Here is a 23,082-nt window from a genome sequence, read left to right on the forward strand (position 1 = left end):
CCTAGTAGCTGACGCGATCGCGCCCTTGCTCCTTGGCGATGTAGAGGGCGTCATCGACGCGTTTCATCACGCTCTTTTGCGATTCGTTCAGCCGCGCCTCGACCACGCCGAGGCTGATGGTCACCTGACCCGCCTCGGAGAAGCGGGTCTGGCGCACGCAGCAGCGTATTTTCTCGGCCAGCTGGACCGCCTGCTCAAGGGAGGTTTCCGGCGCCAGAATCATGAATTCCTCGCCGCCCCAGCGGGCGCAGACATCGACCTTGCGCAGGTTCTGCGTCAATAGCTGGCCAAGCTTCGCCAGCACCTGGTCGCCTACATCGTGGCCGTGGCTGTCGTTAATCGCCTTGAAAAAATCGATATCCAGCATGATCAGCGAAAACGGGCGCACATAACGGTGGCGTCGGCGAAGCTCGGTCTTGAGCAGCCGGTCGAAACGCACGCGATTGTAGAGTCCGGTCAACATATCGGTGGTCGCCAGGCGCTCGAGTTCGGCTTCTTTCTCGACGCGCTTGGAGATGTCGCGCTGTACCAGCACCAGCACGCGTTCGACGTAGCCGGGCATGGTCATCGCCGTCACGCGCCACTCGATGAGCATGGGCGGCTGGTTGGCGGAGAGCGGCCAGCTGCTTTTATCGAGCCCGGAAAGCGAATAGCCATCGCCCAACTCACCCTTGGCCAGCGCCCGGCAAAGTTTGCGCAGGAGTTTTCTGTTCTCGATATCGCAGCCCACGATCCTGGGCGACGCCCCCAGCCACTGGTCGCGCTCGCCTCCCCAGAACCGGGTGTACTCGTCGCTAACGTCCAAAATGGTAAGATCCGAACCGTCTGCACAGGCGCCCATTACCGCAATGGCCTGACGGTTGACCTCTCTGACAGGAGGAGCTGACATTACCAGAGGTTCCAACATCGTGTTTTCGTCCAGTCGATCGTCGATCAGGTTAAGCAGCGCCCTCAACGCTCGCTTGCTCGCCTCGAGCAAGGGGGTCGTGATTTCGGGCCGTCATTACGGCACACCTCGTTTACACTATGATACACTTTTTTACCAATAGCAGGCATATCCTGCATTATTAAACGCACTCCGTTACATGCAAAAAAGAGTGTCGGGCACGACGTTTGAGACAAACATTTGATAAATGAAGCATTCTTTGGCGAATACGGGTCAGGCGCACGAGTCAGACATCGGTAACGTTGAAGGGTTGCCCAATCTCCATAAAAAACGCCCCCGGTCCATGGGCCGGGGGCGCGGTGACGAAACGAACCGAATGCGGTTTGATCAGTGCGCCAGCATCTCTTCCACGATACCGTCACTGTCTAGTTCGCTTGGGTAGTAGGTCGGCCAGTTGGTGACCTCTTCCAGCAGCGCTTCACGATCGTCGCCCCAGTACAGGTGGAAATGGTGCGCGTCGGTCGGGTAGATGTCGTGATCCGAGAACTGGATGTAGTGCGGCATGTCGGTATCGCCCTCTTCGGTTTCGAAGATGAAACGAACGCCGCGGTTGCCGGCTGCGTAATCGAGGATTTCGTAGCCGTCGTACTGGTACTCGGCGCTGCGCTCTTCGCCGTTCTCGTAAAACGTCACGCTGTTGCCCTCGATCACGATGCGATCGACGTCGGTTTCGTAACCCACCTCGTAGTATTCGGCATACTGCTCAGCGGTCTTGTCACCGTTTTCGGCTTTCTTCTCGAAGACCGGCTCGAGCGAGCCATCCTGCAGATACGGATAGACGGACTGCCAGTCGCCTTCCCAGTCGCTTAGCGGGCGGTCTTCGATCTGATCGTCGTCGAAATAGCCGGCGTAAATATCGCTGTCGTGGTCGTGAGAGTGATCATGAGAATGGTCGTGGGAATCGTCGTGACCGTGCTCGTGGGAGTGCTCATGTTCATGAGCGTGTTCATGGGAATGATCGTGTGAGTGCCCGTGGTCATGATCGTGGGCGTGGTCGTCCTGCTGAGCGTAAGCGCTTTGTAAGCCGCCAACCATTAGCGAACCTACGGCCAATACTCCAAGCGTCTTGCGTGCTAAAAGTGACATGTACTCTCCTTGTGTGACCTGCTGATGAATAGAGCAGAAACAGCTCATATAACTAATGATATAACATATCAATAAAAACGGGTTACGCCAATACTTCCTTGCGGCTTTACCTGGATCGAAGCGTTGAAAAAGCGAGCAAAGGGCTTGTCAATAACCGTAGCGATACGGCTTGTTTCACGCTAATTTGAGCGACTAATGGCGCGCGACGCTGATCACCGTGAAGAGATCACCATGCTCTACTTCGTGTTAAGTCTATTGGGCGGTATTGCGCTTTTGACCCTCGGCGGCGAGGCGCTGGTACGAAGCGCGGTTGCCGGCGCCGAGCGTTTGGGGGTATCGGCACTGTTTACCGGGCTTGTGATCGTGGGCTTTGGCACCTCGGCACCGGAACTGGTCGTGTCGATCAACGCCGCGCTCGATCAGCAGCCGGATATCGCCATCGGCAACGTGGTGGGGAGTAATATCGGCAATATCATGCTGATTCTGGGTCTTTGCGCGCTGATTTATCCGCTGACCACGAAACGCCAGGCGCTCAAGCGCGACGGGCTGGTGATGCTGGCCGCGACCCTTTTGTTTATTGTTTTGGGCGCCAGCGGGGAGCTTGGCCGCCTCGATGCGCTGCTTTTCCTCGCAGGGCTCGTTGGCTATCTCGTCTGGGCGTACCTGAGCGAGCGCCAGACAGCCCCCACGCAGGAGCCGCCCAACGTACTGCCGGAGCCACCGGCCCAGAAGCCGACCTCTACCCTCTGGATCGTTCTCGGCCTGCTCGGCGGGTTGGCGCTATTGATCGGCGGCTCACAGTTTTTGCTCTACGGTGCCGTCGGTATCGCCCAGACGTTGGGGCTTTCCGAGGCGGTCATTGGGCTGACCATCGTCGCCGTGGGTACGTCACTTCCGGAGCTTGCGGTGTCCCTGGTCGCCGCGCTACGCCGCCATGCCGACGTGGCGGTAGGCAACATCCTGGGCAGCAATATCTTCAACCTGCTGGGTATTCTGGGCGTCTCGGCGTTTTTGCAGCCGCTGGTGCTCATCGAGCGCATGGTGATATTCGATCAGTGGGTGATGCTTGGCTCGGCGGTCGCGCTGCTGGTGTTTCTCTATACGGGGCTTCGCCTGTCTCGAACCGAGGGTGGCATTTTACTGGTGGGCTATGCGGGCTTCGTGGCGGCGAGCTTTACACTCTTTGGCTAAACCCCTTTTCTCGATCCAAGGAGCCACTCATGCGCCTGGGCACGCTGGGGCCGGAGAGCAGCAACCACGCACTGATCGCCAAACGCTACCTGACCAGGCGCGCTAGCGGCACAGGCGAAGGTGTCTACTTCGAGGATTTCGAGCGTGCCTTCGAGGCGCTGTTGGCCGGCGACATCAGCCACCTGCTTCAATGTACCGCGCACTCAAGCCACGCCGACTGCGTTGGGCGTACCATGCATCGCGCCTTCCCGGTGGACGTGTTCATCGCCGGCTCCCACCCGCTGGCGCTGATCGTGCGCCGCGACGTCCAGCGCCCGTCGCGTCTTGCGCTGCAGCCGGCCACCCGCCACTACACCGATCTGAGCGCCTTCGACGAAATCGTCGAACTCCCCACGACCTCGGCCGTCGCCGACGCCTTGCTTGCCGGCGAGGTGGACGCGGGCCTGTGCGCCGCGCAGGTGGTCTCGCAGGCACCACAGACCCTGCGCATCGAGCGCGCCCTTGGCTCGGCGTTGGACACCTGGGTGATCTACTCGACGACCCAGGCGCCGCCCTCATCACCGCTGCGACTAGACGAGGAAGATGGCGGCCAAGCCCCCTAGCACCAATACCAACCGCCACCAGAGTGCGCGCCGGGCGATGACGCCGAACGAGACCATGCCAAGCCCGACGGCCACCTTCAGCGCGCTTATCAGCGCCGCGCCGGGCGTAAAGGCGAGCTCGATGATATGAGGGTTGGCCACCATGGCCAGCGGAATGATGTAAAGCCCGATCCCCAGCGCCATCGCCTTGACTGCCACCTTGAGCCAGTTTTCACCCACCATGCCGGCCGCGATGAACACGCCGCCGCACACCGGCGGGGTAATGGTGGACAACAGCGCGAACCAGAAGACGAACAGATGCGCGAGCAGCGGTGAAAGTCCCAGCGAGGTCAGCGCCGGCCCCGCCACCGAGACACAGATGACGTAGGCGGCCGTGGTCGGCACCTCCATGCCCAGTACCAGGCACGCGAGCGCGGTGAGCAACAGCGCCGGCCAGAGCATGTCGCCAGAGAGCGACAGGATGCCCGAGGTGATCTTGACCCCGAGCCCGGTCATGGAAAGCACGCCGATCACCAGCGACGCGCAGAGGATGATCGCCCCGATCATCGCGATCTGGCGCCCGGCGGTGAGCGCGGCCTCACAGAGCCGGCTAATGAAGTCCGAAAACGAAAAGCGCAGCCTCACGTTGAACAACAAAAGCGCCATACCCGCGAAGATCGCGATGCTCGCCGCGTATTGAGGCGTAACGCCGCCGTTGAAGATGCGCTCCAGCAGCAGCACGAAGGGAACGGCAAAGAACAGCGAGGTAATGCATACCTCTTTGGCTGTCGGGCGTTCACTTTTGGCCAGGGGCTTCAAATCGTGACGCGTGGCGTAGGCATTGATACCAATCCAGACAGTGAAAAAATAGAGCAACGCAGGCAGCGCCGCCGCCGCCATGATCTGGGTGTAGGGGGTGCCGGTCAGCTCGACCATGACGAAGGCGCCAGCGCCCATCAGCGGCGGCATGATCTGCCCGCCGGAGGAGGCCACCGCCTCCACTGCCCCGGCCAGTGTGCGCGGATAGCCCAGCCGCACCATCGACGGAATGGTGATCGCGCCGGTAGACGCGACGTTGGCCGAGGCGGAGCCGGAGATCGAGCCCATTAGCGCCGAGGAGATTACCGACACCTTCGCTCCGCCGCCGGTCAGCCGTCCGGCAATGGCGCCAGCCAGATTCATGAACCCCTGCCCCGCCTCGCCGGCGTTCAATACCGCGCCAAAGATCACGAAGATCGCCACTACCCCCACGCTCACCCCGGTCAGCGATCCCCACAGGCCGCCCTCGGCGATGGTGAGCGTTCCCACCAGGCTTGCCAGAGGAATGCCCGCGTGGCCAAAGGCTCCCGGCACGTACTCGCCAAATACGCCGTACAGCAGCGCCAGCAAGGCGACCAGCGGTAGCGGCCAGCCGATCGCCCGGCGCGCGGCCTCGAGCGCAAGCAGGATCAGAAACACCCCGATGGCCATCTGCAGATGCGTGTCGATAAACCCATACTGCGTGGCGAGTGCGGTTTCGTTGAGCGCGATATAGCCGCAGGCCGCTATCCCCGAAAGCGTCAGCAGCCAGCCGCTCACATACTGAAAGCGGCTGCGCGCCATGTAGATCAGCACCCAAGGCAGCAGCAGCGCCATGTGCAGCGGGCGGCTCACCAGTGCCGGGGCCAGCCCGTAGAAGATGAGCCCGAGATGAAAAATGACGCTCGCCATCCCCAGCGCTACCCAGCCTGTCGCCCGAGGCGCTGCCGCGACCGCGGCGTCTTTCGATAAAACCTGCATGACGTTTGCCTATACGACTGAAAACACGACGACGATGAAATACACGAAAACAATGAAAAACACCACGGCAACCGGGGCGCCGTGGTGAATCAATTCATGAAAGAGTAAGGATCAGCGCAGCGCGTCTGGAACGTCGACGCCCGCCTCTTCGTAGTAGCGAATTGCGCCGGGGTGCAGCGGCGTGGTCATGTTCTCGAGCAGCGCCGGGGTGATGCTGCCCCACCAGGCGGCTTCTTCGGCCATGGCGTCGCGACGCTCCCAGAAGGTTTTGGTCAGCGTATAGGCGGTGTCGTCGTCCATCTGCGCCGTGGTGTAGGCCATGACCGGAAGCGAGGTCGTATGAACGTCTTCATTGACGCCGGGGTAGGTGCCGCCCGGAATCACCTGAGCGGTCGCGCCGGTCTGCTCGATCTGTTCATCGGTCAGCGACACCAGGGTGATCGGCATGCTGGCAGCGGTTTCGATCACGTTCGGCGTGGGGAAGGAGCTGGCGGTGACGAAGGCATCGATCTGGCCGTTCTTGAGCGCATCGGGACCGTTGCCCAACGCGGCATCCGCCAGGCGAATCTCATCGTCGAGGCCGAAGAGTTCGAAGTAGCGCTGGGCTTCCCGGGCGCCAAAGGTGCCGCGGCCGATCAGTACGTGCTTGCCGGCGAGCTCATCGACGCGGGCGACACCGTCATCCCCGGCAATGACGAAGTGCATGGTGATCGACGGAATAGGGAAGAGCCCACGAATGTCCTGAAAGCGAGGGCTTTGCCGCTTGGCGAAGGGCCCTTCGGCGTCCATGGCTTGCTCGACGAGTGCCGGAGGCGTCGTAAAGACGTAATTGCCCTGACGCGCCATGACCTCCATGACATTTTGTACCGAGCCCTGGCTCTCTTCCAGGGTCAGCACGATATCGTCATTGGTGCCTTCGCGAATCGCCTCGGAAAGCTCTACGCCCATCTGATAATAGGCCGTACCGGCAGACGACGACTTATAGGTAATACGCGTTTCGGCCTGGGCGGAAAACGCCATCAGTCCCGACACCAGTAAGGCGGTCGTAACCGTAATCGAACGATGAAATAGAGGAGCTAGAGGGCGCATGAAATATCCTTGGCTGGAGCGGCGTTTGCGAGGAAGTTTGCTTGTTGTGGTCGTTAGAGGGTGTCTCTGATGCCCATAAAATACCATGACCCTGGCGGAATGCCAGCCATCAACCGCGCGCAATGCTCGCATTGATCCGGTTTTTAATGACTGGCCTTATTCAGTAAACAATACGCTTTAATAAAAGCGTACTTTAGACCAATGGATAAGAGCATTCGTGACATAACACCAAACGCTAAAACCAACCATTCTCTAAACGACTAATTTGCTAAAAAAAGACGTTTCAAACCCATTGATAGCGCACTTCTTTCGGTTTTATTCCATATTGCGTTAACCCCCCCGTTGTTAAACTCGAAGTGCCTCTTTTTAGTCCCTTTTAATAATAAGGAAATCACTCTTATGCTGATGCGACATCACGCCTTACGCCAGCCGCGACCCGCTCGCCGCTGGCTTTTTTTATGGGCGATGGCCCTGCTGATCTTCTCGCCCTGCGCTCTGGCCATCACCGGCGAACTCGATTTAACCAGCTCGACGACGGGGTTTCTGGCACTGGGAATTTTCATACTCGCCTACGCGCTGGTCATGGCCGAAGAGAAAATCCACATGCGCAAATCCAAGCCGGTATTGGTGGCAGCGGGCATCATCTGGGGACTCATTGGCTGGGTATACGTTCAAAACGGGCTGTCGGAAACCTCCGAGTACGCGTTTCGAATGACGCTTTTGGAATTTACCGAGCTGATGCTCTTTTTGCTGGTGGCGATGACCTACATCAACGCCATGGAGGAGCGTCGGGTGTTCGATGCGCTGCGCAGCTGGATGCTGCGTAAGGGCTTCAACTACCGCACGCTGTTCTGGCTGACCGGCGGGCTCGCCTTTTTCCTCTCGCCGATCGCCGACAATCTGACCACGGCGCTTTTGATGTGCGCGGTGATCACCAAGGTGGCAGAAGGCGACAAGCGTTTCATCAACCTGGCGTGTATCAATATCGTGGTCGCCGCCAACGCCGGCGGTGCCTTCAGCCCCTTTGGCGATATCACCACACTCATGGTGTGGCAGGCAGGCATCATTCCCTTCCAGGAGTTCTTCATCCTGTTCGTGCCGGCGCTGGTCAACTTCTTGCTGCCGGCGACGATCATGAGCCTGGTCATCAAGGATCAAAAGCCCGCCAGTGTCTACGAAGAGGTCATCATGAAGCGCGGCGCGCGGCGCATCATCGCGCTTTTTCTGCTAACGATCACCACCGCGGTTTTGTGCCATACGCTGCTGGATCTGCCGCCGGTACTGGGCATGATGACCGGCCTTGGCTACCTGCAGTTTTTCGGCTTCTACCTGCGCAAGAGCCTCCCCAAGTCGCTTGCGCGCAAGCGCGAAATCTATAGCCGCGAAGGCGACAATAAAAAGCTCGCACAGCTGGGTAGCGTGGTGCCCTTCGATGTCTTCAACCGCGTCGCGCGCGCCGAGTGGGACACGCTGCTGTTTTTCTACGGCGTGGTGATGTGCGTCGGCGGACTTGGGTTCATGGGCTACCTGGGGCTTTTATCCGAAGCGCTTTACAGCGGCTGGAACCCGACCTGGGCCAACGTGGTGCTCGGCGTAGTGTCCGCGGTGGTGGACAACATTCCGGTGATGTTCGCCGTACTGACCATGCAACCGGCGATGTCCGATGGGCAGTGGCTTTTGATCACGCTGACCGCGGGCGTCGGGGGCAGTCTTCTATCGATCGGCTCGGCGGCGGGAGTGGCCGTCATGGGTCAGGCCCGCGGCTCGTATACCTTCATGGGTCATCTTCGCTGGACGCCGGTGATCCTGCTTGGCTACGTGGCCAGCATCCTGGTGCACCTGTGGCTCAACGCGGCAAGCTTCGGCTAACGGTTTGCCCGGCGCGGGGCGCGCCGGGCACTTTCTTTAGCGCTCGAGGATATCCAGCGGCCCGGCGCGCTCGATCACCCGCTGCCAGGCGGGGTCGCTCTCCAAACGCTGGGTGAATCCTGCGATGGCCGGGTAGTTGCCAAGCGAGCGGGTGCCCTTGAGCGCCAGCATCGGAAAGCTCATCTGTACGTCTGCCCCGCTTGGCCAGGCGCCGCCGAAGTTCTCCTTCGCGCGCAGGTGCGCTTCGATGAACGCCATGTGCTGATCGAGCTGCGGGTCGAGAAAGCGCTCGCGGATCGTCGAGCTGATTCCCTTGGCCACGGGCCTCACCAGCGCCGGCGACTGTTTGGGAATATGGCTGAATACCAGACTCATGAGCAGAAGCGGCATGAGCGAGCCTTCGGCGTAGTGCAGCCAGTAGCGGTAGTCCAGCCATGTCTCGACGTCCTCAGGATCAGGCTTGAAACGTCCTTTACCGTAGCGCTCGACGAGGTAGTCGATGATCGCGCCGGACTCGGCGATGGTCAGCTCGCCATCGACGATTACCGGCGACTTGCCCAGCGGATGCACCTCCTTGAGCGCTTTCGGTGCCTGCATGGTCTTGTCGTTACGTTTGTAAACGTGAATGTCGTACTCGAGCCCCAGAAGCTCCAAAAGCCAGATAACCCGGTGCGAGCGCGATTTCTCGAGATGGTGGACGTGAATCATGGCCCTTCCCTGGTGGTGGATGGTGAAACGCTCTTACAGCCTGGCCTGGGAGCGATGGCTTTGCCACCAGCGGCCCAGCTGTACACGCGGCGACCACCGCCCCTGAAGCCAGGGCGCCAGCAGCCGGGTCGACAGCGGAATGAAAATGAACACCATGATCGGCGTTAGCGCCAGCGTGCTGACCAGCACGCGCGGCACGAGCGCCCAATCGGCCAACAGCGCGCCAAACAGCCACTGAAACATCAGCGAAATGGGAAAAAATGCCAGCCACACCGCCACCGCCTGTTTCCAGCGCGGGGTAGGCTCGACGCCGTCCATGTGAAACCAGGCCCCCAGACCCGTGGCACGCTGCTCGATCGGGGAGTCGAAAAGCCCCTGGCCGCGCTTGAGCCAGCCTTCACGTGAGGCGGAGTGCTGCCAGACATTGAGCATCTGCTGATCGCTAAAGCGAAACACGATCTGATACTCGTCGTCGCCCCGAGGCGGTGCCAGCACGCCGGAGCCCAGGTAGCCGGGAAAATCCGCCGCCAGGTCGCGGCCTTCGTTGAGCCAGCGCTGAAAGTCCTGATAGCGGCCGTTGGCCACGCGGCGGGCCACCATCATCGTCACGGGTAAGGTCGACATGGGTCATCTCCAAAATGAGTCACAGCGAGACCGGGTAGGCCGCTGTCGCTCGCCGGGGCGGGTAAGCCCTGGGCGAGCCCTGCATTATAGACGCAATATCGGTGCCAGAAACGTTCGGCCACTGAAAATTAACGGGGTATTGGCGCTGCACGCTCGCCGCGCTGAAAGGCGCGTACGTGATCGTAAATAGCGATGGCGTCGCGGATCACGGCCTCCTCGCCGGGTTTGAACGACAGCGGCGGCGAGCGGTGATTTTCATTGTCGATCAACGCGTTGACGTCGTCCCGATAGCGCTCCAGCACCCCCTCCAGCCCCAGGCGAAGCCGGTATATCTCGAGGGCGAACTGCTGTTTTTGCTCCTTGCGCCGCAGCACCTCGAGCGGGTCGCTGGCGCTTTCGATCAAACTCTCGAGCGTATTGAGCACCAGGGTGTCGGCCTGGTTGAGGTTGGGAATAATGCGCAGCACCAGCTCGTTCAGGCTCGGCGCTTGATGAAAGGCGGGCATGGCGAATTACCTTTGAACGAAATCGATGCGGCTAAAGCGGCCCTCACCCGTAAACGTGAGTCGAAACACCCCGTGCACGCCCTCCTGGTCGACGACTCGGCGCAGCGCCTCGGCGGGAAAGACGACCCAGCGGCCGTCGACGCTGCGCGCGCGTACGTTGCGATAGCGCCCTTCGTAGTACGCCAGGCACTCACGCGGGGTCAAACTCAAAACGACGTCGATGGAAGGCATGGTAACGGTACGAGCAACACTCAAGCGGCCAGGGAAATAATGGATAGAAACGAGCAGGCATCGAGCTTACAACAGCCCCTTCGAAAGCGGCTTGATGGTGTGCCACTCGAGGCGCTCGGGCCAGTGCTCGATCCAATCGGGCACCTGCTCGGCGGGCATGGGGCGTGCGATGCCATAGCCCTGGGCCAGGTGGCAGCCCAGCGCCATTAGCGCGCTCGCGTGGGCCAGCGTCTCCACGCCTTCGGCCAGCATCGGCTTTTTAAACCGGTTGGCCATGTAGATCACACTCTCGACGATCGCCATGTCATCGTGGTCGTCCAGCATATCGCGCACGAAGCTCTGATCGATCTTGATCAGGTTCACCGGCAGCTGGCGCAGGTGGGTAAGCGACGAAAAGCCGGTACCGAAGTCGTCGATGGCAAAGCCCACGCCCAGCGTCTGACAGCACGCCATGTTGACCAGCGCCGACTGGATGTCGTGAATGGCGGCGCTTTCGAGCACTTCGAGTTTCAAAAGCGACGGGCTCACGCTTGGGTAGCGCGCCAGGTGCTCGCCAAGGCGATGGCTGAAATCCTTGACCAGCAGATGGGAAGGGCTGATGTTCACGCTCACCGTCAGCGCCGTGCCTTGGGTTTGCCATACCGAGAGCTGGCGCAGCGCTTCGTTGATCACCCACTCGCCGAGATCGACCTCGAGCGGGGTCGCCTCGATGTCCGGTAAAAACGCCGCCGGGGCCAGCAGCCCCTCTTCCGGGTGCTGCCAGCGAATCAGCGCCTCGAGACCAACGATCTCACCGGTGCGCATGTCGATTTGCGGCTGATAGAAAAGGCGCAGCTCGTCACCGTTGAGCGCATCGGAAAAGCGCTGGCGCTTTTCATGGCGCACGCGCAGCTGGCGGTCCTGATCCGGGTCAAAAAAATGGTAGGTATCGCGGCCGCGCTGCTTGGCGCGATACATCGCCTGGTTGGCGTGGCGCAGCAGTATGTCGCCCTGGGCGTAGTCGTTGGGGTAGAGCGTGACCCCCAGACTCACCGTGAGATAGATACTCTGACCATCGAGCATCAGCGGCTGGCGAATCGAGTTCAAGAGCGTTTCGAAATACGCCTCGTCCACCCCGTGGTGCAACAGCAGCACGAATTCGTCGCCGCCGACTCGAGCGAGCACGTCATCCCCAACCAGCAAGTGGCTCACGCGCCGGGAAAACGCCGCCAGAATGGTATCGCCGCGCTTGGGGCCCAGCCGCTCGTTGAGGGTTTGAAAGTAGTCGATATCGAGCGAGCACACCGCCAGCGGCAGGCCCCTGGCATCGGCGTGCTGAATGGATTCCTGAATGAGCTGGGTCAAAAGATGCAAATTGGGTAAGCCGGTAAGCGAGTCGAAGCTGATTTCGCGGTCGAGATGACGCGCGTGGGCGGGAATGGCGGAGAGATCCGACAGCACGATGACATGATAGGCCACCCCGCCCTGCTCGTTGCGTACCCGGTTGGTCGACATCATCGCCGGATAAGGCTTGCCATCGTGTCCCCGGTAGCTCACCTGGCTCTTGCCGCGGTCGCGAAACAGCACGTCGTCGTTCAAAAACCGCGAGGCCCGGCTATCCTCCAGCGCCAGAATGCTGAACGATTGGGGCGATTTACCCATCACCTGGTCCAGGGCAAGCCCGGTCAGCTCACAAAAGGCCGGGTTGACGTCGACGACGAGATTCTCGGCATCGGTGATGATGATCGCTTCATTGGCACAATAGAATGCCGCTTCGCAGAGCGAATACGAAGCGCTGGAGGGCACGACCGAAAGCGGCGCGTTACCTCGCAACGACAGCGCGGCATCGAATTGTTGCTGAGCCAATGACTGCTCCTTGGGCAAATCGGGGAGTGAGCCATGCATCGCGGGAAAGCCTGCCCATTCAGCGGCTTGATCAGCGGCGCATTCGCCGCGCGAAGCAACACGGCGCGGATGACTAAATTCATCACGCTTAACAGGCTACCATTATTAACATTTAATGGGCGTACTTAAACGAAACTTCTCATCTTTTTTCGCGCGCTTATGGCGCCAGTGACGCCGCGCCCAGGTAGCGGCTTTCCCAGTAGTCGATGTCCAGCGGTACGCTGACCACCTGACGGCCGCTGCCCGGCGCGTGGATCATCTGGCGGTTGCCGCGGTAGATGCCCACGTGGGTGGCCTTGGCACCGCTGCCGAAAAAGAGCAGATCTCCCGGGCGCGGCTGTGGGGTGCCGGGCAGCGCCCGGTACTGCTGATCGGCGGTGCGCGGCACCTTGAAGCCGGCGGCGCGGTAGGTCATCTCGACCAGCCCCGAGCAGTCGAGCCCTTTGGGCGTATTGCCGCCGAAGCGATACGGCGTACCGATCGCCTGCTGGGCGTGGGAAAGAATCAGCGCGCGCTCCATCGAGATGCCCGCCATGTTCGGGGTCGGGGCGGTGGCTATCTCCTTGCTGGCGCAGCCAGCGAGCAGAAAAAGCGCCAGCAGCGCCCCAAGGCGCCGGCAGGCGCGAGGCAAGACAACGTAAAAAGACAAGCGAGAAGCGGTACAAAAACACGGTGTCGACATGGTGCGCTCGGCCGGTGGCGTCAATGAGGTTTCATCATGGCCCAAGGCGCGCACGGTTGCCACACCTGCCTGTTGAGTCTCAGATCATCGCGTGGCGCACACGCGCCGAGATCCACTCTGAGACCAAAACGGTTGCGAAGATCATCACGAAGATGACGCTGACCTGACTCCAGGCGAGGCTATTGATCGAGGCGTTGAGCTGTAGCCCGATGCCACCGGCGCCGACTAGTCCCAGCACCGTCGACTCGCGAATGTTGATATCCCAACGGTAGACGCTGATGCCGGCGAAAGCAGGCAGGATCTGGGGCAGCACGGCGTAGTTCATCACCTGCAGGCGGCTTGCCCCGGTGGCGCTGATTGCCTCGACCGGGGTTGGGTGGATCTCCTCGATCGCCTCGTACAAAAGCTTGCCGACGAAGCCGATCGAGCGCAGCGCAATGGCAATGATGCCCGCGAGCACGCCGGGCCCAACGATGGTGACCAGCAACATCGCCCAGATCAGCGAGTTGATCGAGCGCGACGAAACGATGACGGTCAGCGCCAGGCTTCGCACCAGCGGGTGCGGCGTGGTGTTACGCGCGGCGAGAAACGCCACGGGAAAGGCCATCAGGATGCCCAGCGCCGTGCCCAGGGTGGCAATATTGAGCGTGTCCCACATCGGCTGCCAAAGGCTCGCCGCGTACTCCCAGCGCGGCGGCAGCATGCGACTTAGAAGGTCACTGCCCTGGCGCCCGGCGTCCAGGGCGAACACCCACATGGTGTTGTCCGAAATCACTTTCCAGCAGAGCAGAAACAGGCACGTGCCCGAAAGCCAGCCGCCAAAGCGCAGCCACTGGGCGCGGCTGGTGCGCCGCTGCCACAGCGGCAAACCATCAAGAGAGGTCGAAACGGGCATCAGGGATTCCTGCCTATTGGGTGAAGCGGCGAACGTGGCTGGAGGCGTATTCGCTGGCCAGCACGATCGCGATGATGATCAACAGGATCGCCGCCGACGTGCTGTACTCGTAGCGGCTGAGCGAGGTGTTGAGCGTGGCGCCGATGCCGCCGGCGCCGACGATGCCGATCACCGACGACTCGCGAAAGTTGATGTCGAGGCGGTACATGGAGAGCCCGATCAGCCGCGGCATCACCTGGGGCTGGACGGCGTGGTTCATCACCTGCCACCAGCCGGCGCCGGTCGAGCGCACCGCCTCGACCTGGCGCGCGTCGAGATCCTCGATGTCCTCGGCCAGAAGCTTGGCCATGAAGCCGATGGTGGCAAAGGCCAGGGTGAGCATCCCAGCCAGCGGCCCGAAGCCGAACATCACCACGAACAAAATCGCGATGATGATCTCCTGAAAGGTGCGCGACACCGCGATGATCGCTCGGCACAGCACGTAGACCGGCAGCGGCGCGATATTGCGCGCCGCCCCGAGGCCCACGGGAATGGCGAGCAGCACGCCGATCACCGTGGAGGTGAGCGTCATGGTCAAACTCTCCAGCAGCCCGGCGAGGATGTCGCTCTGGCGGCTTACAAAATCCGGGTGGGCAAAGGCCGCCAAAAAGTTGAGCCCGCGCCCGGCGCCCTCGGCGACCCGCGCCCAGTTCACCTCGACGGAGCCCAGCGCCAGCGCAAGATACGCCAGCACGCCTACGCAGAGCACCACGCGAAGCCACCGGCGCTCGATGAAGGCGGGCTTTCGCCACTGTCCGCGCTGCGCCGCGCTCAGTCGCGCCTGGTTGTCCGACCTCATGAGGCGGCCACGCGCATTGCCGGCGCCACGGCCCGCCGCTGCGCGTCTGGTGCCTCATACTCGCTGTCCGCGCTCTCGCGAACATCCCACTCCTCCTCGCCGTAGATCGTAGTAAGCATTTCGGCGGTCAGCTCCCCCGGGGCGCCATCGAAGACGATGCGCCCGGCGTTGAGCCCAACGATGCGGTCGGCGAACTGCTGCGCCAGGGCCACGTCGTGGATGTTGATGATCGCGGCCAGGCCCCGCTCGGCGCAGAGCTCGCGGATCAGGCGCATGATCTGGCGCGAGGTTTTCGGGTCGAGACTCGCCGTGGGCTCGTCCACCAGCAAAAGCCTCGGGCTTTGCAACAGCGCCCGGGCGATGCCCACCCGCTGGCGCTGGCCGCCGGAAAGCGCATCGGCGCGCTTGTCGATGGCATGCGCAAGCCCCACCCGCTCGAGCAGGCGAAACGCTTCGCGCACCGCATCCGACGGGTAGCGGCGCAGAAAGCTTCGCCAGAAGCCAACGTAGCCCAGCCGCCCGGAGAGCACGTTCTCCATCACCGTGAGCCGGTCCACCAGCGCGTACTCCTGAAAGATCATGCCCATCGAGCGCCGCGCCCGCCGGAGCCCGGCGCCGGACAGAGTGGTCAGCTCCTGATCGCCCAGGCGAATGCTGCCCTGAGTCGGCTCCACCAGCCGGTTCACGCAGCGGATCAGCGTACTCTTGCCCGCGCCCGATGGGCCGATCAGCGCCAGCACTTGCCCCTCAGGAAGGGTCAGCTCGATATCGCTGAGCGCGCGATCACCGGTGGGGTAGCGTTTACCAACGCCTGCAAGTGTGAGCATGGAAGTACCTCGTCAATACGGCACTCGGCCGCAAGCGTAGCTTCCGGCCGAAAGGTCTCGAAAAACGCGGGGGTCAGTCGCAGTCGTAGGTGACGTCGTTGGCGTCGGCGATGGTGCGAATCACCGACCAGTGATCGGCGTAGGTGATCGGGATGAACTGCGCCTCGCCGGAGTTTTCGAACTCCGCTGCCAGCGGCGTGCCTTCCCAGTCATAGCTGAAAAAGGCGTCCTGAATCTGTTGGGCGAGCTCGGGTTTCAGGTTGTGCGCTAGGCCATAGCCGGTGGTCGGGAAGGTTTCCGAGGTATAGATGACGTCGAAGTCGCCTTCGTTGACCACGCCGCGGGCGAGCATGCGCTTGGCCACCGAGTTGGCGATCGCCGCCGCGTCGTAGTCCTGGTTCACCACGCCCAGAATCGAGTTGTCGTGAGAGCCGGAGAAGGCAGTTTCGAAATCCTCGCCCGCTTCCATGCCGTACTCGGAGCGCAATAGCGCCGAGGGCGCGCGGAACCCGGAGTTGGAGGTTTCCGAGGTAAACGCCAGCTGACGCCCTTGCAGGTCCTCGACGGACGCGATGCCGCTATCCGGGTAGGTGATGATCTCCATCTCGTAGCCGAAGCTGCCGTCGTCGGCGGCCATCATGGCGAACGGGCGGAACCCGCCGCAGTTCACCGCCACCGGCACGCCGCCGGTGTTGAAGCCGGCGATATGCAAACGCCCGGCGCGCAGCGCCTCCTGCTGAGCGGCGTTGGACTGCACCGGGAAGAACTGCACCTCCTTACCGGTCGCCTCGCTCAAGTGCTCGAGAAAGTCCGCCCACACCTCGGCGTACACCGCCGGGTCTTCTACCGGCGTGTAGGCGAAGACCAGCGTATCCGGGTCGACCCACTGGGACTCGTCGCTGGGCACGTCGGCGACCATGTCACCATCGTCATCGGTGTAGCGCGAGGAGAGATCGGCGGCGGCGCCGAGCGTGGTCAGCGCGAAGGCACCCGTAATGGCGGCGCTAAGAAGCGTGCGGGTAAAAGAGAGCGTCATCGTGAACCCCTGAGCGTTGTTCGAAGTGCCCTCATGGTGCCAGCGCCGAATGACAGCCACGCGACACTAACGTGACATCAGGATGACACTGAGCCCTGGGCCTCACGGCGCTCGACGAACAGGCTGTTGCCGGGAATCTTCTTTGCCTGGTGCTTGAGCTCGGAGAGTTTGGCCGCGACCTCGAGCGCTTTATAGCGCGTCGCATCCAGCACCGGCTGGACGGCGATCGACACGCTCACACAAGGAAAAAAATCCGCCTCCCCCCGACGATTTTCGACCCGCACCCCGCCCTGCTGTCGATCGCTCTCGGTATAGAACTGCGGCGCCATCACGCCAAAGGAGTCGAGAATCTGGCGGCACACGCTCTCCCAGTGCTCGATGGGCAGCAGCATCATGAAGTCATCGCCGCCGATATGACCGATGAAGCCGCCGGCGCTGTCCACCTGCGCCTGCAACAGCCGGGACAGCGCAATGATCACCTGATCGCCCCGGGCGTAGCCGTAGGCGTCGTTGAACGCCTTGAAGTTGTCCAGATCGACGTAGGCAGCAGCGAAGGGCGTTTGCGCCTCGAGCGTCTGGCTCAGGGTCTCGTTGATCAGAATGTTGCCGGGCAGCCCCGTGAGCGGATTGGCGTGGCGCGCCTGGCGCACCTGGATCGCAGTGATCTCGCGCAGCAGGTCGACGATGCTGCCCATGCCCAGATAGCGCCCCTGCTCGACGATCACGAAATCCTCCTGGTCGATGTCGTGGCGCTCGGTCAGCGCTTGGCTGAGCGTTTCCAGCGGCGTGTCCGCCTCGCTGATCAGCGCACGGGTATCGGCAACGTCCATCACCCGGCGCTTGGCGTAGAGCGCGTGGCTGTAGGGGTTGGTGAACAGAGTCAAAAAGGCGTTTCGCCGCACCACTGCGACCGGCCGGCCGCTGTCGATCACCGCGACACAGCGAAGCGTGGGGGCGTTACGAAAACGCTCGGCCAGCGCCAGCACCGAATCCTCTGGGGCGACGGTATCGATCGGGCGCGAAATAGCGCGGGCGGTACGCCCGGCGCTGCTGATCTGCCCGGCGGCGGGTAGCTGCATATGAAGGGAAAGCGGCGGCGTGGCGCTGGGACGGGCAAAATAGAAACCCTGCAAGAGCGAAAGTCCGCGGTCGAGCTCCCAAAGGCACAGATGCTCGGCGGCGGTTTCGATCCCCTCGGCAATCAGCTTGCAGTCGAGACTTCGCGCCACATCCAGAATCGAGCGCAGAAACTCCCGCTTGGCCGGCTCCTGGTCGATCCCGGCGATGAAGTGACGGTCGAGCTTGACGAAGTCCGGGCGCAGCTCCGCCCAGTGGCGAAGGCTCGAGTGCCCGGCCCCCAGGTCGTCGAGGGCCACCTGAAAGCCCATGTCGCGGTAGTGATCCACTGCCTGGCGCATCAACTCGTAGTCGTGAATCGGCACGTGCTCGGTGAGTTCGATCACCACCCGCTCCGGGGGCAGGTTGCTTTCGCGCACGAACCCCAGGGTCAGCCCCTCCTGAAAGTCGCGCTCGACGATAGTCAGCGGCATGACGTTGAGAAACAGAAAGCCCGGAAGCTCGAGCTCGGCAAAGCGGGTAATCGCCAGGCGCCGGCACAACAGGTCGAGCTCGACCAGAAGCCCGGCTTGGGTCGCCACGTCGAACAGGCGCAGCGGCGAGTGCAGCGGCGACGCTTCTGGCCCGCGCACCAGCGCCTCATAGCCAAAGATCGCCTGCTGGCTCGCGTCCATGATGGGTTGAAACAGAACGCTCAGGTCTTCGCGTTCGAGAATGAGATGTAGCCACTGAGCGTCTTGCGCGGTCATGCCAAAGGCCTTATGAACGGGGTGTACGGATAAACCTCATTGAGCCCTGGTCCTTTTGGATGAGATTCGACCCGCAAAATCCTGCGTCATGGTGGTGACATTTTTATGACAACCCGGTGATCAGGTCGGCGCTTTGGGTGGCGGAAAGCGGACCTCCCCGCCCCCAGCATCGAGCTGGCGAATGTCCGTCGGCCGGCCCTGGTGATCCAGCGTTACCAGCCCCAGGCCGCTGGCGTTGTAGAGCCGCTCGCCGGCACTGGCACCGACCGGGTCACGGGGCACGACATCGAACTTGCGCCGTTTGGTGAACCAGTTCAGCGGCGACCAGGGCGCGTAGAGCCAGCGGTTGAGCCGGTCGAACACGTTCAAGAGCTGTTTGGGAAAGGTGTTCTTGATGCCGCTGGAGGTGATCTGCCACAGATGCGGAGGACGTTCGCGGCGGCGCACGAAAACGTCGTAAGCGAAGGAGTAGTGAACGTCTCCCGATAAAATCACGTAGTTGCCCGGCGTTTTCGAGTGGCGCCAGATCTGCAGCAGTACGTTGGCCGCCCCGCGGTGGGCCATCCAGTTTTCGGCGTCCACTACCAGCGGCTTGCCCGCGAGCGTAAAGAGCTTCTGCACGCCTTCGATCAGCTTGACGCCAAACATCGGCGCGGGCGAGACGATCACCGCGCTTTGGCACTCGAGAAGCTGCTGCTGCATCTCCATCAGCGCCTCCCAATCCATCAACCCGGAGGGGCGCCTGGGGCTTCGCTCGCTGCGCCAGCGCCGGGTGCGGGTATCAAGCACGAGCAGCGCCGGCGTACCGGGCACGTGACACTCCCAGCCCTGAAAGCGCAACAGCCGCTCGATGAAGCGATCCTGACGTGGCGCCTTGAGCGTATCACCGGCGGATGCCAGCAGCGCGCCGGCCTCGTCGACCAGCGGAGTGAGCTTGTCCGGGTCGTTCCCCCACCCCTGGCAGAGCAGGTAGGCGATCAGGGCGTTGCCGATGATGCGTTTTGAGAACGGGTGCCCGTAGGCGCAGCGCTCCCAGTCCGCCGTCAGGTTCCAGTCGTCGGTCACGTCGTGGTCGTCGAAGATCATCAGGCTCGGCAGGTGCGCCATCAGTCGCGCGCACTGCGGAAGGCCCTCGACGAAGGCCGCCATCGTCGCCTGCTCCTGGCGGTAGGTGGCCTGATCCTTTGGCTCGAGCGCGGGCTCGGCCGGGTCGATCAGCGTCCAGGGGGTCGGCGACCACGCCAGGCAGTACATGGCGAGCATTTCGGCCAGTGTCATCAGGTGGTTCGAGGCGTTCGCCGAGGTGAACACCGGCTTTTTCACCCCGCCAAAAAAGCGCTCGCGAAGGGCGGCGTTGCTGGTCACGTCCGGCAGCAGCTTTTCGCGGTGATAATACGTTTGCGGCGCGGCGTAGAGCGCCTGGCTATCCTCGACCGTGGCCCCCTCGAGGCATTCGTCGAAAAGCCCGAGCCGGTCGATCAGCGCGTGAATGGCGGTGAGCGTCGGCCCCGCCACGTCGTCGACGTACACCTGGTCGCCGGTCATCAGAAGCCACGCCGGCCACTGCCTGGCTTCGTCCTGACGCGTTACAAGCCAGGCGTCGCCGCGCACCAGCCCATCGGGGCTTTCGTGATGGGGCTTGCGACATGAGCCGTGCATCAAGCGGTGGTGGCGCGAGGCGAGCACGAAGGCGGGAAACGCCTGGCCGTCGTGGCAAAGCCAGGGCGCCCACTCGGCGATCGAGCGCCAGCCGCCGGACGCCGTTTTCAGGCGCAGGTCGTAGTCGATGCGCTCGTCACACGGCAGCGGCGCCTCGAGCGCCACATCGATCAGGCAGATGTGCGCGTGGCGGCCGACCGGTAGGCGCGTGTGCGCCGCGCTCACCTCTAAAGCGCGCTCGCGCGGCTGGTGGGGGAAGAGTATCAGTGTCATCTCGAGCGGGCGCGAGCTCACCAGCCATAGCGTCAGCCGCGTGGGGCTTAGCCGACGCAGCAGTGGGCCGACCAGTACGTCGGGCAGCGCCTGCTCGATACGCTCAGCCACGGGCCACCACCGGAAGCCGAAGGGCGACACAAAGCCCACCGGCCTGGCCGCGGGTGAGCGTCAGCGTGCCCTGATAAAGCGCTACCAGATCCGCCACGATGGAGAGCCCGAGGCCGCTGTTCGAGCGCTGCTCGTCCAGGCGCTTGCCGCGCTCGAGCGCCGCCTGGCACTGCGCCTCGTCCATGCCCGGGCCGTCGTCCTCCACGCTTAGATGAAGGGTCTCGCCCTGCGTTTGAACACGCAGCGTCACGCGGCTTTCGGCCCAGCGCAGGGCGTTATCCAGCAGATTGCCCACCACTTCCTGTACGTCCTGGCGGTCCATACGCACGTGGGGGCGCGCCTGCCAGCGGGTTTCCAGCGCCACCTGGCGCCGACCCGCCAGCCGGCCAAGGCCCTCGATGAGCCCGGCCAGCGTCTCCTCCAGGGCGATCGGCGCCAAGTGAAGGCCATCACCGGCGGCGCTCGCCCGGGCCAGGTGGTGGCGCACGGCGCTGTCGATGCGCGAAAGCTCGATGTCGAAGCGCTCGCGCGGCTCCAAGGGGAGCTGGTTAAGCTGAAGGCGCATGACGCTCAGCGGCGTTTTCAGCGCGTGGGCGAGATTGCCGGCGGCGTGGCGGCCGCGCTCGATCAGGCGCTGGTCGCGGGCGAGCACCGCGTTCATCGAGGTGGCCAACGTGGCAAGCTCCTCGGGCAGGCGGGTTTTCATGCGGCTTGCGCCGCCCCTTTCGACCTCGCGAAGGTCAGCGTTCATGCGCCGAAGCGGCGCCAGCCCAAAGCGCACCTGCAGCGCCAGAACGCCCAGCAGGAGGAGCGAGAGCGCCAGCACACCCAGCCACAGAAGCCGCTGAAAACCGAGAATCTCCGCTTTGAGTGCGCTTTCATCGGCGGCGACGCTGACGTGCAGCGGCGTCTCGAGCGGCGCGAGGTAGATGTCGCGCTCGACCACGCGAAGCGGCTGGCCGCGCGGGCCTTCAAGGCTTCGCGCGCGGGCCAGGCGGCTGTCGGTGACCGGCAGGCGCTGATCCCACAGCGAGCGCGAGGCAAGACGGTGCTCGCCCTGGTCGGTGATCTGCCAGTACCAGCCGGAAAAGACCTGATCGAAGCGCGCATCGCCCAGCGCGCTGGGGTAATCAAGCGTATTGGCGACAGGGTCGAAGGTGACGCCGGCGATCACCACGTTCAGCGTGGCCTCCAGCCGCTCATCGAACGCGTCGACCGCGGCGCGTTGGTAGTAGTGGGCAAGCCAGGCCCCGGCCAGCGGCAGCGCCAGCCCCACGAGCACAAGCGCGGCAAGCAGCAGCCGGGTGGCGATCGAGCGGCGAGCCCAGCGCTGACCAATCCTGGCGCGAAGGCGCGCGCGCCGGCTAGGCATCCGGCGCCTCGGCCAGCAGGCGGTAGCCCTGGCCTCTAAGGGTGACGAAGCGCCAGGCGCCGAGCTTGCGGCGCAGCCGGCTGATCTGCACGTCGATCACGTTGGAGTCCGGCTCCTGGTCGCGATCATAAACGTGCTCGGCGAGCTCGGCGCGGCTGACCACGCGCGGGGCGGCGTGCATCAAATAGCTGAGAAGCCGCGTCTCCTGAGCGGTGAGGCTGACCGGGCGCCCGGCGAGACTGACGTGCTGGGTGTGGGTGTCCAGACTCAGCTCGCCCAGACGAATCACCGGGTGGGCATGACCGTGGGTGCGGCGCAAAATCGCGCGCAGGCGAAACAGCACCTCGGCGGACTCAAAAGGCTTGGTGACGTAATCATCGGCGCCGGCGGAGAAGCCCGCCGCCTTGTCTGCCCAGCGCTCACGCGCGGTGAGAATCAGCACCGGCAGGTCGATGCCGTCGTCGCGCCAAGCGCCTAGCCAGCGCGTGCCGTCGCCGTCGGGCAGGCCGACATCGAGAATCAGCGCGTCATAGGTCTCGGTTCGCACCAGAAAATCCGCTTTTTGTCCGGTATCGGCGACTTCCACCAGCCAGTCGCCGTCCTTGAGCGCCAGCGCCAGTTCACTGGCCAGGGCCTGGTCGTCTTCCACCAATAAACACTTCATTATTCGCCATCCTTGACGTCGTCGCGGCGCATCTCGTTGATCCGCACGCCCTCGATTTTCATTAGCTGGCCGCTTTTGCCATCGAATTCGAACTCGACCACCTGGCCCTGGGGACCGAGCATCTTGATCTCGTACTCGATCTCGCCGTCATCGCGCTCCATTTCGATTTCGATGACTTCACCCTCATAGCGCGCCTCCAGCCAGTCCAGAAGCGACTCCAGCCCCACCGTTTCGCCACGCTGCACCTGACCGTGAAGCGTTCGCCACTGCGGCTCGGCGTCGGCCGAGCTCGTCCACGCAAACGTCGCCACGGCCAGCAGCGCGGCGCAAAAGGAGGCTGGATAGAACCACGAAAATCGTTTCATGGGCTCAGGATGCCAAACTCTAGATGAACGCGGGATGAAC

Annotated in this window: 22 protein-coding genes; 3 read left to right on the forward strand and 19 right to left on the reverse strand. The window is 62.8% G+C overall.

What is annotated here, in order from left to right:
* Window position 1 precedes the first annotated feature (1 nt).
* Complete coding sequence (locus RN347_RS15455) at window positions 2-889, reverse strand: GGDEF domain-containing protein (protein ID WP_311958852.1); 888 nt, start codon at window positions 887-889, stop codon at window positions 2-4.
* A 384-nt stretch (window positions 890-1,273) separates the two neighbouring features.
* On the reverse strand, window positions 1,274-2,032 hold the full coding sequence (locus tag RN347_RS15460) for a metal-binding protein ZinT (RefSeq protein ID WP_311958853.1): 759 nt from the start codon (window positions 2,030-2,032) through the stop codon (window positions 1,274-1,276).
* A 195-nt stretch (window positions 2,033-2,227) separates the two neighbouring features.
* Between RN347_RS15460 and RN347_RS15465 the strand changes: the two genes are divergently transcribed.
* Window positions 2,228-3,223 carry a calcium/sodium antiporter gene (locus RN347_RS15465; protein ID WP_409335773.1) on the forward strand — a complete coding sequence of 332 codons (996 nt, stop codon included), beginning with the start codon at window positions 2,228-2,230 and terminating at the stop codon, window positions 3,221-3,223.
* A gap of 29 nt (window positions 3,224-3,252) precedes the next feature.
* Window positions 3,253-3,825, forward strand: coding sequence for a hypothetical protein (locus RN347_RS15470; protein ID WP_311958854.1), 573 nt, complete (start codon window positions 3,253-3,255; stop codon window positions 3,823-3,825).
* Here the strand turns inward: RN347_RS15470 and RN347_RS15475 are convergent.
* Both RN347_RS15475 and RN347_RS15480 read right to left on the reverse strand, forming a co-directional pair.
* A complete protein-coding gene (locus RN347_RS15475) occupies window positions 3,793-5,583 on the reverse strand; it encodes a TRAP transporter fused permease subunit (protein WP_311958855.1) in 1,791 nt (596 codons plus the stop codon). The genes RN347_RS15470 and RN347_RS15475 overlap by 33 nt on opposite strands.
* A 111-nt stretch (window positions 5,584-5,694) precedes the next feature.
* Window positions 5,695-6,603 carry a TAXI family TRAP transporter solute-binding subunit gene (locus tag RN347_RS15480; RefSeq protein WP_311958856.1) on the reverse strand — a complete coding sequence of 303 codons (909 nt, stop codon included), beginning with the start codon at window positions 6,601-6,603 and terminating at the stop codon, window positions 5,695-5,697.
* 468 nt (window positions 6,604-7,071) lie between these two features.
* On the opposite strand from RN347_RS15480, the gene nhaD reads away from it, so the two are divergent.
* The gene (nhaD, locus tag RN347_RS15485) at window positions 7,072-8,541 is read left to right on the forward strand and encodes a sodium:proton antiporter NhaD (RefSeq protein WP_311958857.1); all 1,470 of its coding nucleotides are present in this window, start codon (window positions 7,072-7,074) and stop codon (window positions 8,539-8,541) included.
* A 36-nt stretch (window positions 8,542-8,577) separates the two neighbouring features.
* Here nhaD and RN347_RS15490 read toward each other — a convergent pair whose 3' ends face one another.
* The 15 genes from RN347_RS15490 to RN347_RS15560 all read right to left on the reverse strand — a co-directional run bounded on the left by RN347_RS15490 (window position 8,578) and on the right by RN347_RS15560 (window position 23,042).
* Window positions 8,578-9,249 (reverse strand): glutathione S-transferase, encoded by a 672-nt coding sequence (locus RN347_RS15490; protein ID WP_311958858.1) that lies wholly within the window; start codon window positions 9,247-9,249, stop codon window positions 8,578-8,580.
* A 33-nt stretch (window positions 9,250-9,282) separates the two neighbouring features.
* Window positions 9,283-9,873 (reverse strand): antibiotic biosynthesis monooxygenase, encoded by a 591-nt coding sequence (locus tag RN347_RS15495; protein WP_263585928.1) that lies wholly within the window; start codon window positions 9,871-9,873, stop codon window positions 9,283-9,285.
* A 128-nt stretch (window positions 9,874-10,001) separates the two neighbouring features.
* Window positions 10,002-10,379, reverse strand: coding sequence for a hypothetical protein (locus RN347_RS15500; protein WP_311958859.1), 378 nt, complete (start codon window positions 10,377-10,379; stop codon window positions 10,002-10,004).
* A gap of 6 nt (window positions 10,380-10,385) precedes the next feature.
* Window positions 10,386-10,610, reverse strand: coding sequence for a DUF2835 domain-containing protein (locus tag RN347_RS15505; protein WP_263585926.1), 225 nt, complete (start codon window positions 10,608-10,610; stop codon window positions 10,386-10,388).
* 66 nt (window positions 10,611-10,676) lie between these two features.
* Window positions 10,677-12,455, reverse strand: a complete 1,779-nt coding sequence (locus RN347_RS15510) for an EAL domain-containing protein (RefSeq protein WP_311958860.1) — start codon at window positions 12,453-12,455, stop codon at window positions 10,677-10,679.
* Window positions 12,456-12,651: 196 nt separating this feature from the next.
* Window positions 12,652-13,143 carry a C40 family peptidase gene (locus RN347_RS15515; RefSeq protein WP_311958861.1) on the reverse strand — a complete coding sequence of 164 codons (492 nt, stop codon included), beginning with the start codon at window positions 13,141-13,143 and terminating at the stop codon, window positions 12,652-12,654.
* 112 nt (window positions 13,144-13,255) lie between these two features.
* Window positions 13,256-14,071 (reverse strand): phosphonate ABC transporter, permease protein PhnE, encoded by an 816-nt coding sequence (gene phnE, locus RN347_RS15520; RefSeq protein WP_311958862.1) that lies wholly within the window; start codon window positions 14,069-14,071, stop codon window positions 13,256-13,258.
* Window positions 14,072-14,084: 13 nt separating this feature from the next.
* On the reverse strand, window positions 14,085-14,909 hold the full coding sequence (gene phnE / locus RN347_RS15525; RefSeq protein ID WP_311958863.1) for a phosphonate ABC transporter, permease protein PhnE: 825 nt from the start codon (window positions 14,907-14,909) through the stop codon (window positions 14,085-14,087).
* Window positions 14,906-15,736 carry a phosphonate ABC transporter ATP-binding protein gene (gene phnC / locus RN347_RS15530; protein WP_311958864.1) on the reverse strand — a complete coding sequence of 277 codons (831 nt, stop codon included), beginning with the start codon at window positions 15,734-15,736 and terminating at the stop codon, window positions 14,906-14,908. Before phnC ends, phnE (RN347_RS15525) begins: the two co-directional genes overlap by 4 nt.
* Before the next feature lie 73 nt (window positions 15,737-15,809).
* The gene (gene phnD, locus RN347_RS15535; protein ID WP_311958865.1) at window positions 15,810-16,772 is read right to left on the reverse strand and encodes a phosphate/phosphite/phosphonate ABC transporter substrate-binding protein; all 963 of its coding nucleotides are present in this window, start codon (window positions 16,770-16,772) and stop codon (window positions 15,810-15,812) included.
* 77 nt (window positions 16,773-16,849) lie between these two features.
* Entirely contained in the window at window positions 16,850-18,598 is a 1,749-nt protein-coding gene (locus RN347_RS15540) for a bifunctional diguanylate cyclase/phosphodiesterase (RefSeq protein WP_263585919.1), read from the reverse strand.
* Window positions 18,599-18,718: 120 nt separating this feature from the next.
* A complete protein-coding gene (locus RN347_RS15545; RefSeq protein WP_311958866.1) occupies window positions 18,719-20,641 on the reverse strand; it encodes an alkaline phosphatase D family protein in 1,923 nt (640 codons plus the stop codon).
* The gene (locus tag RN347_RS15550; protein WP_263585917.1) at window positions 20,634-22,013 is read right to left on the reverse strand and encodes a sensor histidine kinase; all 1,380 of its coding nucleotides are present in this window, start codon (window positions 22,011-22,013) and stop codon (window positions 20,634-20,636) included. Before RN347_RS15550 ends, RN347_RS15545 begins: the two co-directional genes overlap by 8 nt.
* The gene (locus tag RN347_RS15555) at window positions 22,006-22,677 is read right to left on the reverse strand and encodes a response regulator transcription factor (protein ID WP_263585916.1); all 672 of its coding nucleotides are present in this window, start codon (window positions 22,675-22,677) and stop codon (window positions 22,006-22,008) included. Before RN347_RS15555 ends, RN347_RS15550 begins: the two co-directional genes overlap by 8 nt.
* Window positions 22,677-23,042 carry a PepSY domain-containing protein gene (locus RN347_RS15560; RefSeq protein WP_311958867.1) on the reverse strand — a complete coding sequence of 122 codons (366 nt, stop codon included), beginning with the start codon at window positions 23,040-23,042 and terminating at the stop codon, window positions 22,677-22,679. The genes RN347_RS15555 and RN347_RS15560 overlap by 1 nt, the downstream gene beginning before the upstream one ends.
* Window positions 23,043-23,082 lie beyond the last annotated feature (40 nt).

The organism is Halomonas sp. PAMB 3264, from assembly GCF_031954245.1.
Taxonomy (GTDB): domain Bacteria; phylum Pseudomonadota; class Gammaproteobacteria; order Pseudomonadales; family Halomonadaceae; genus Vreelandella.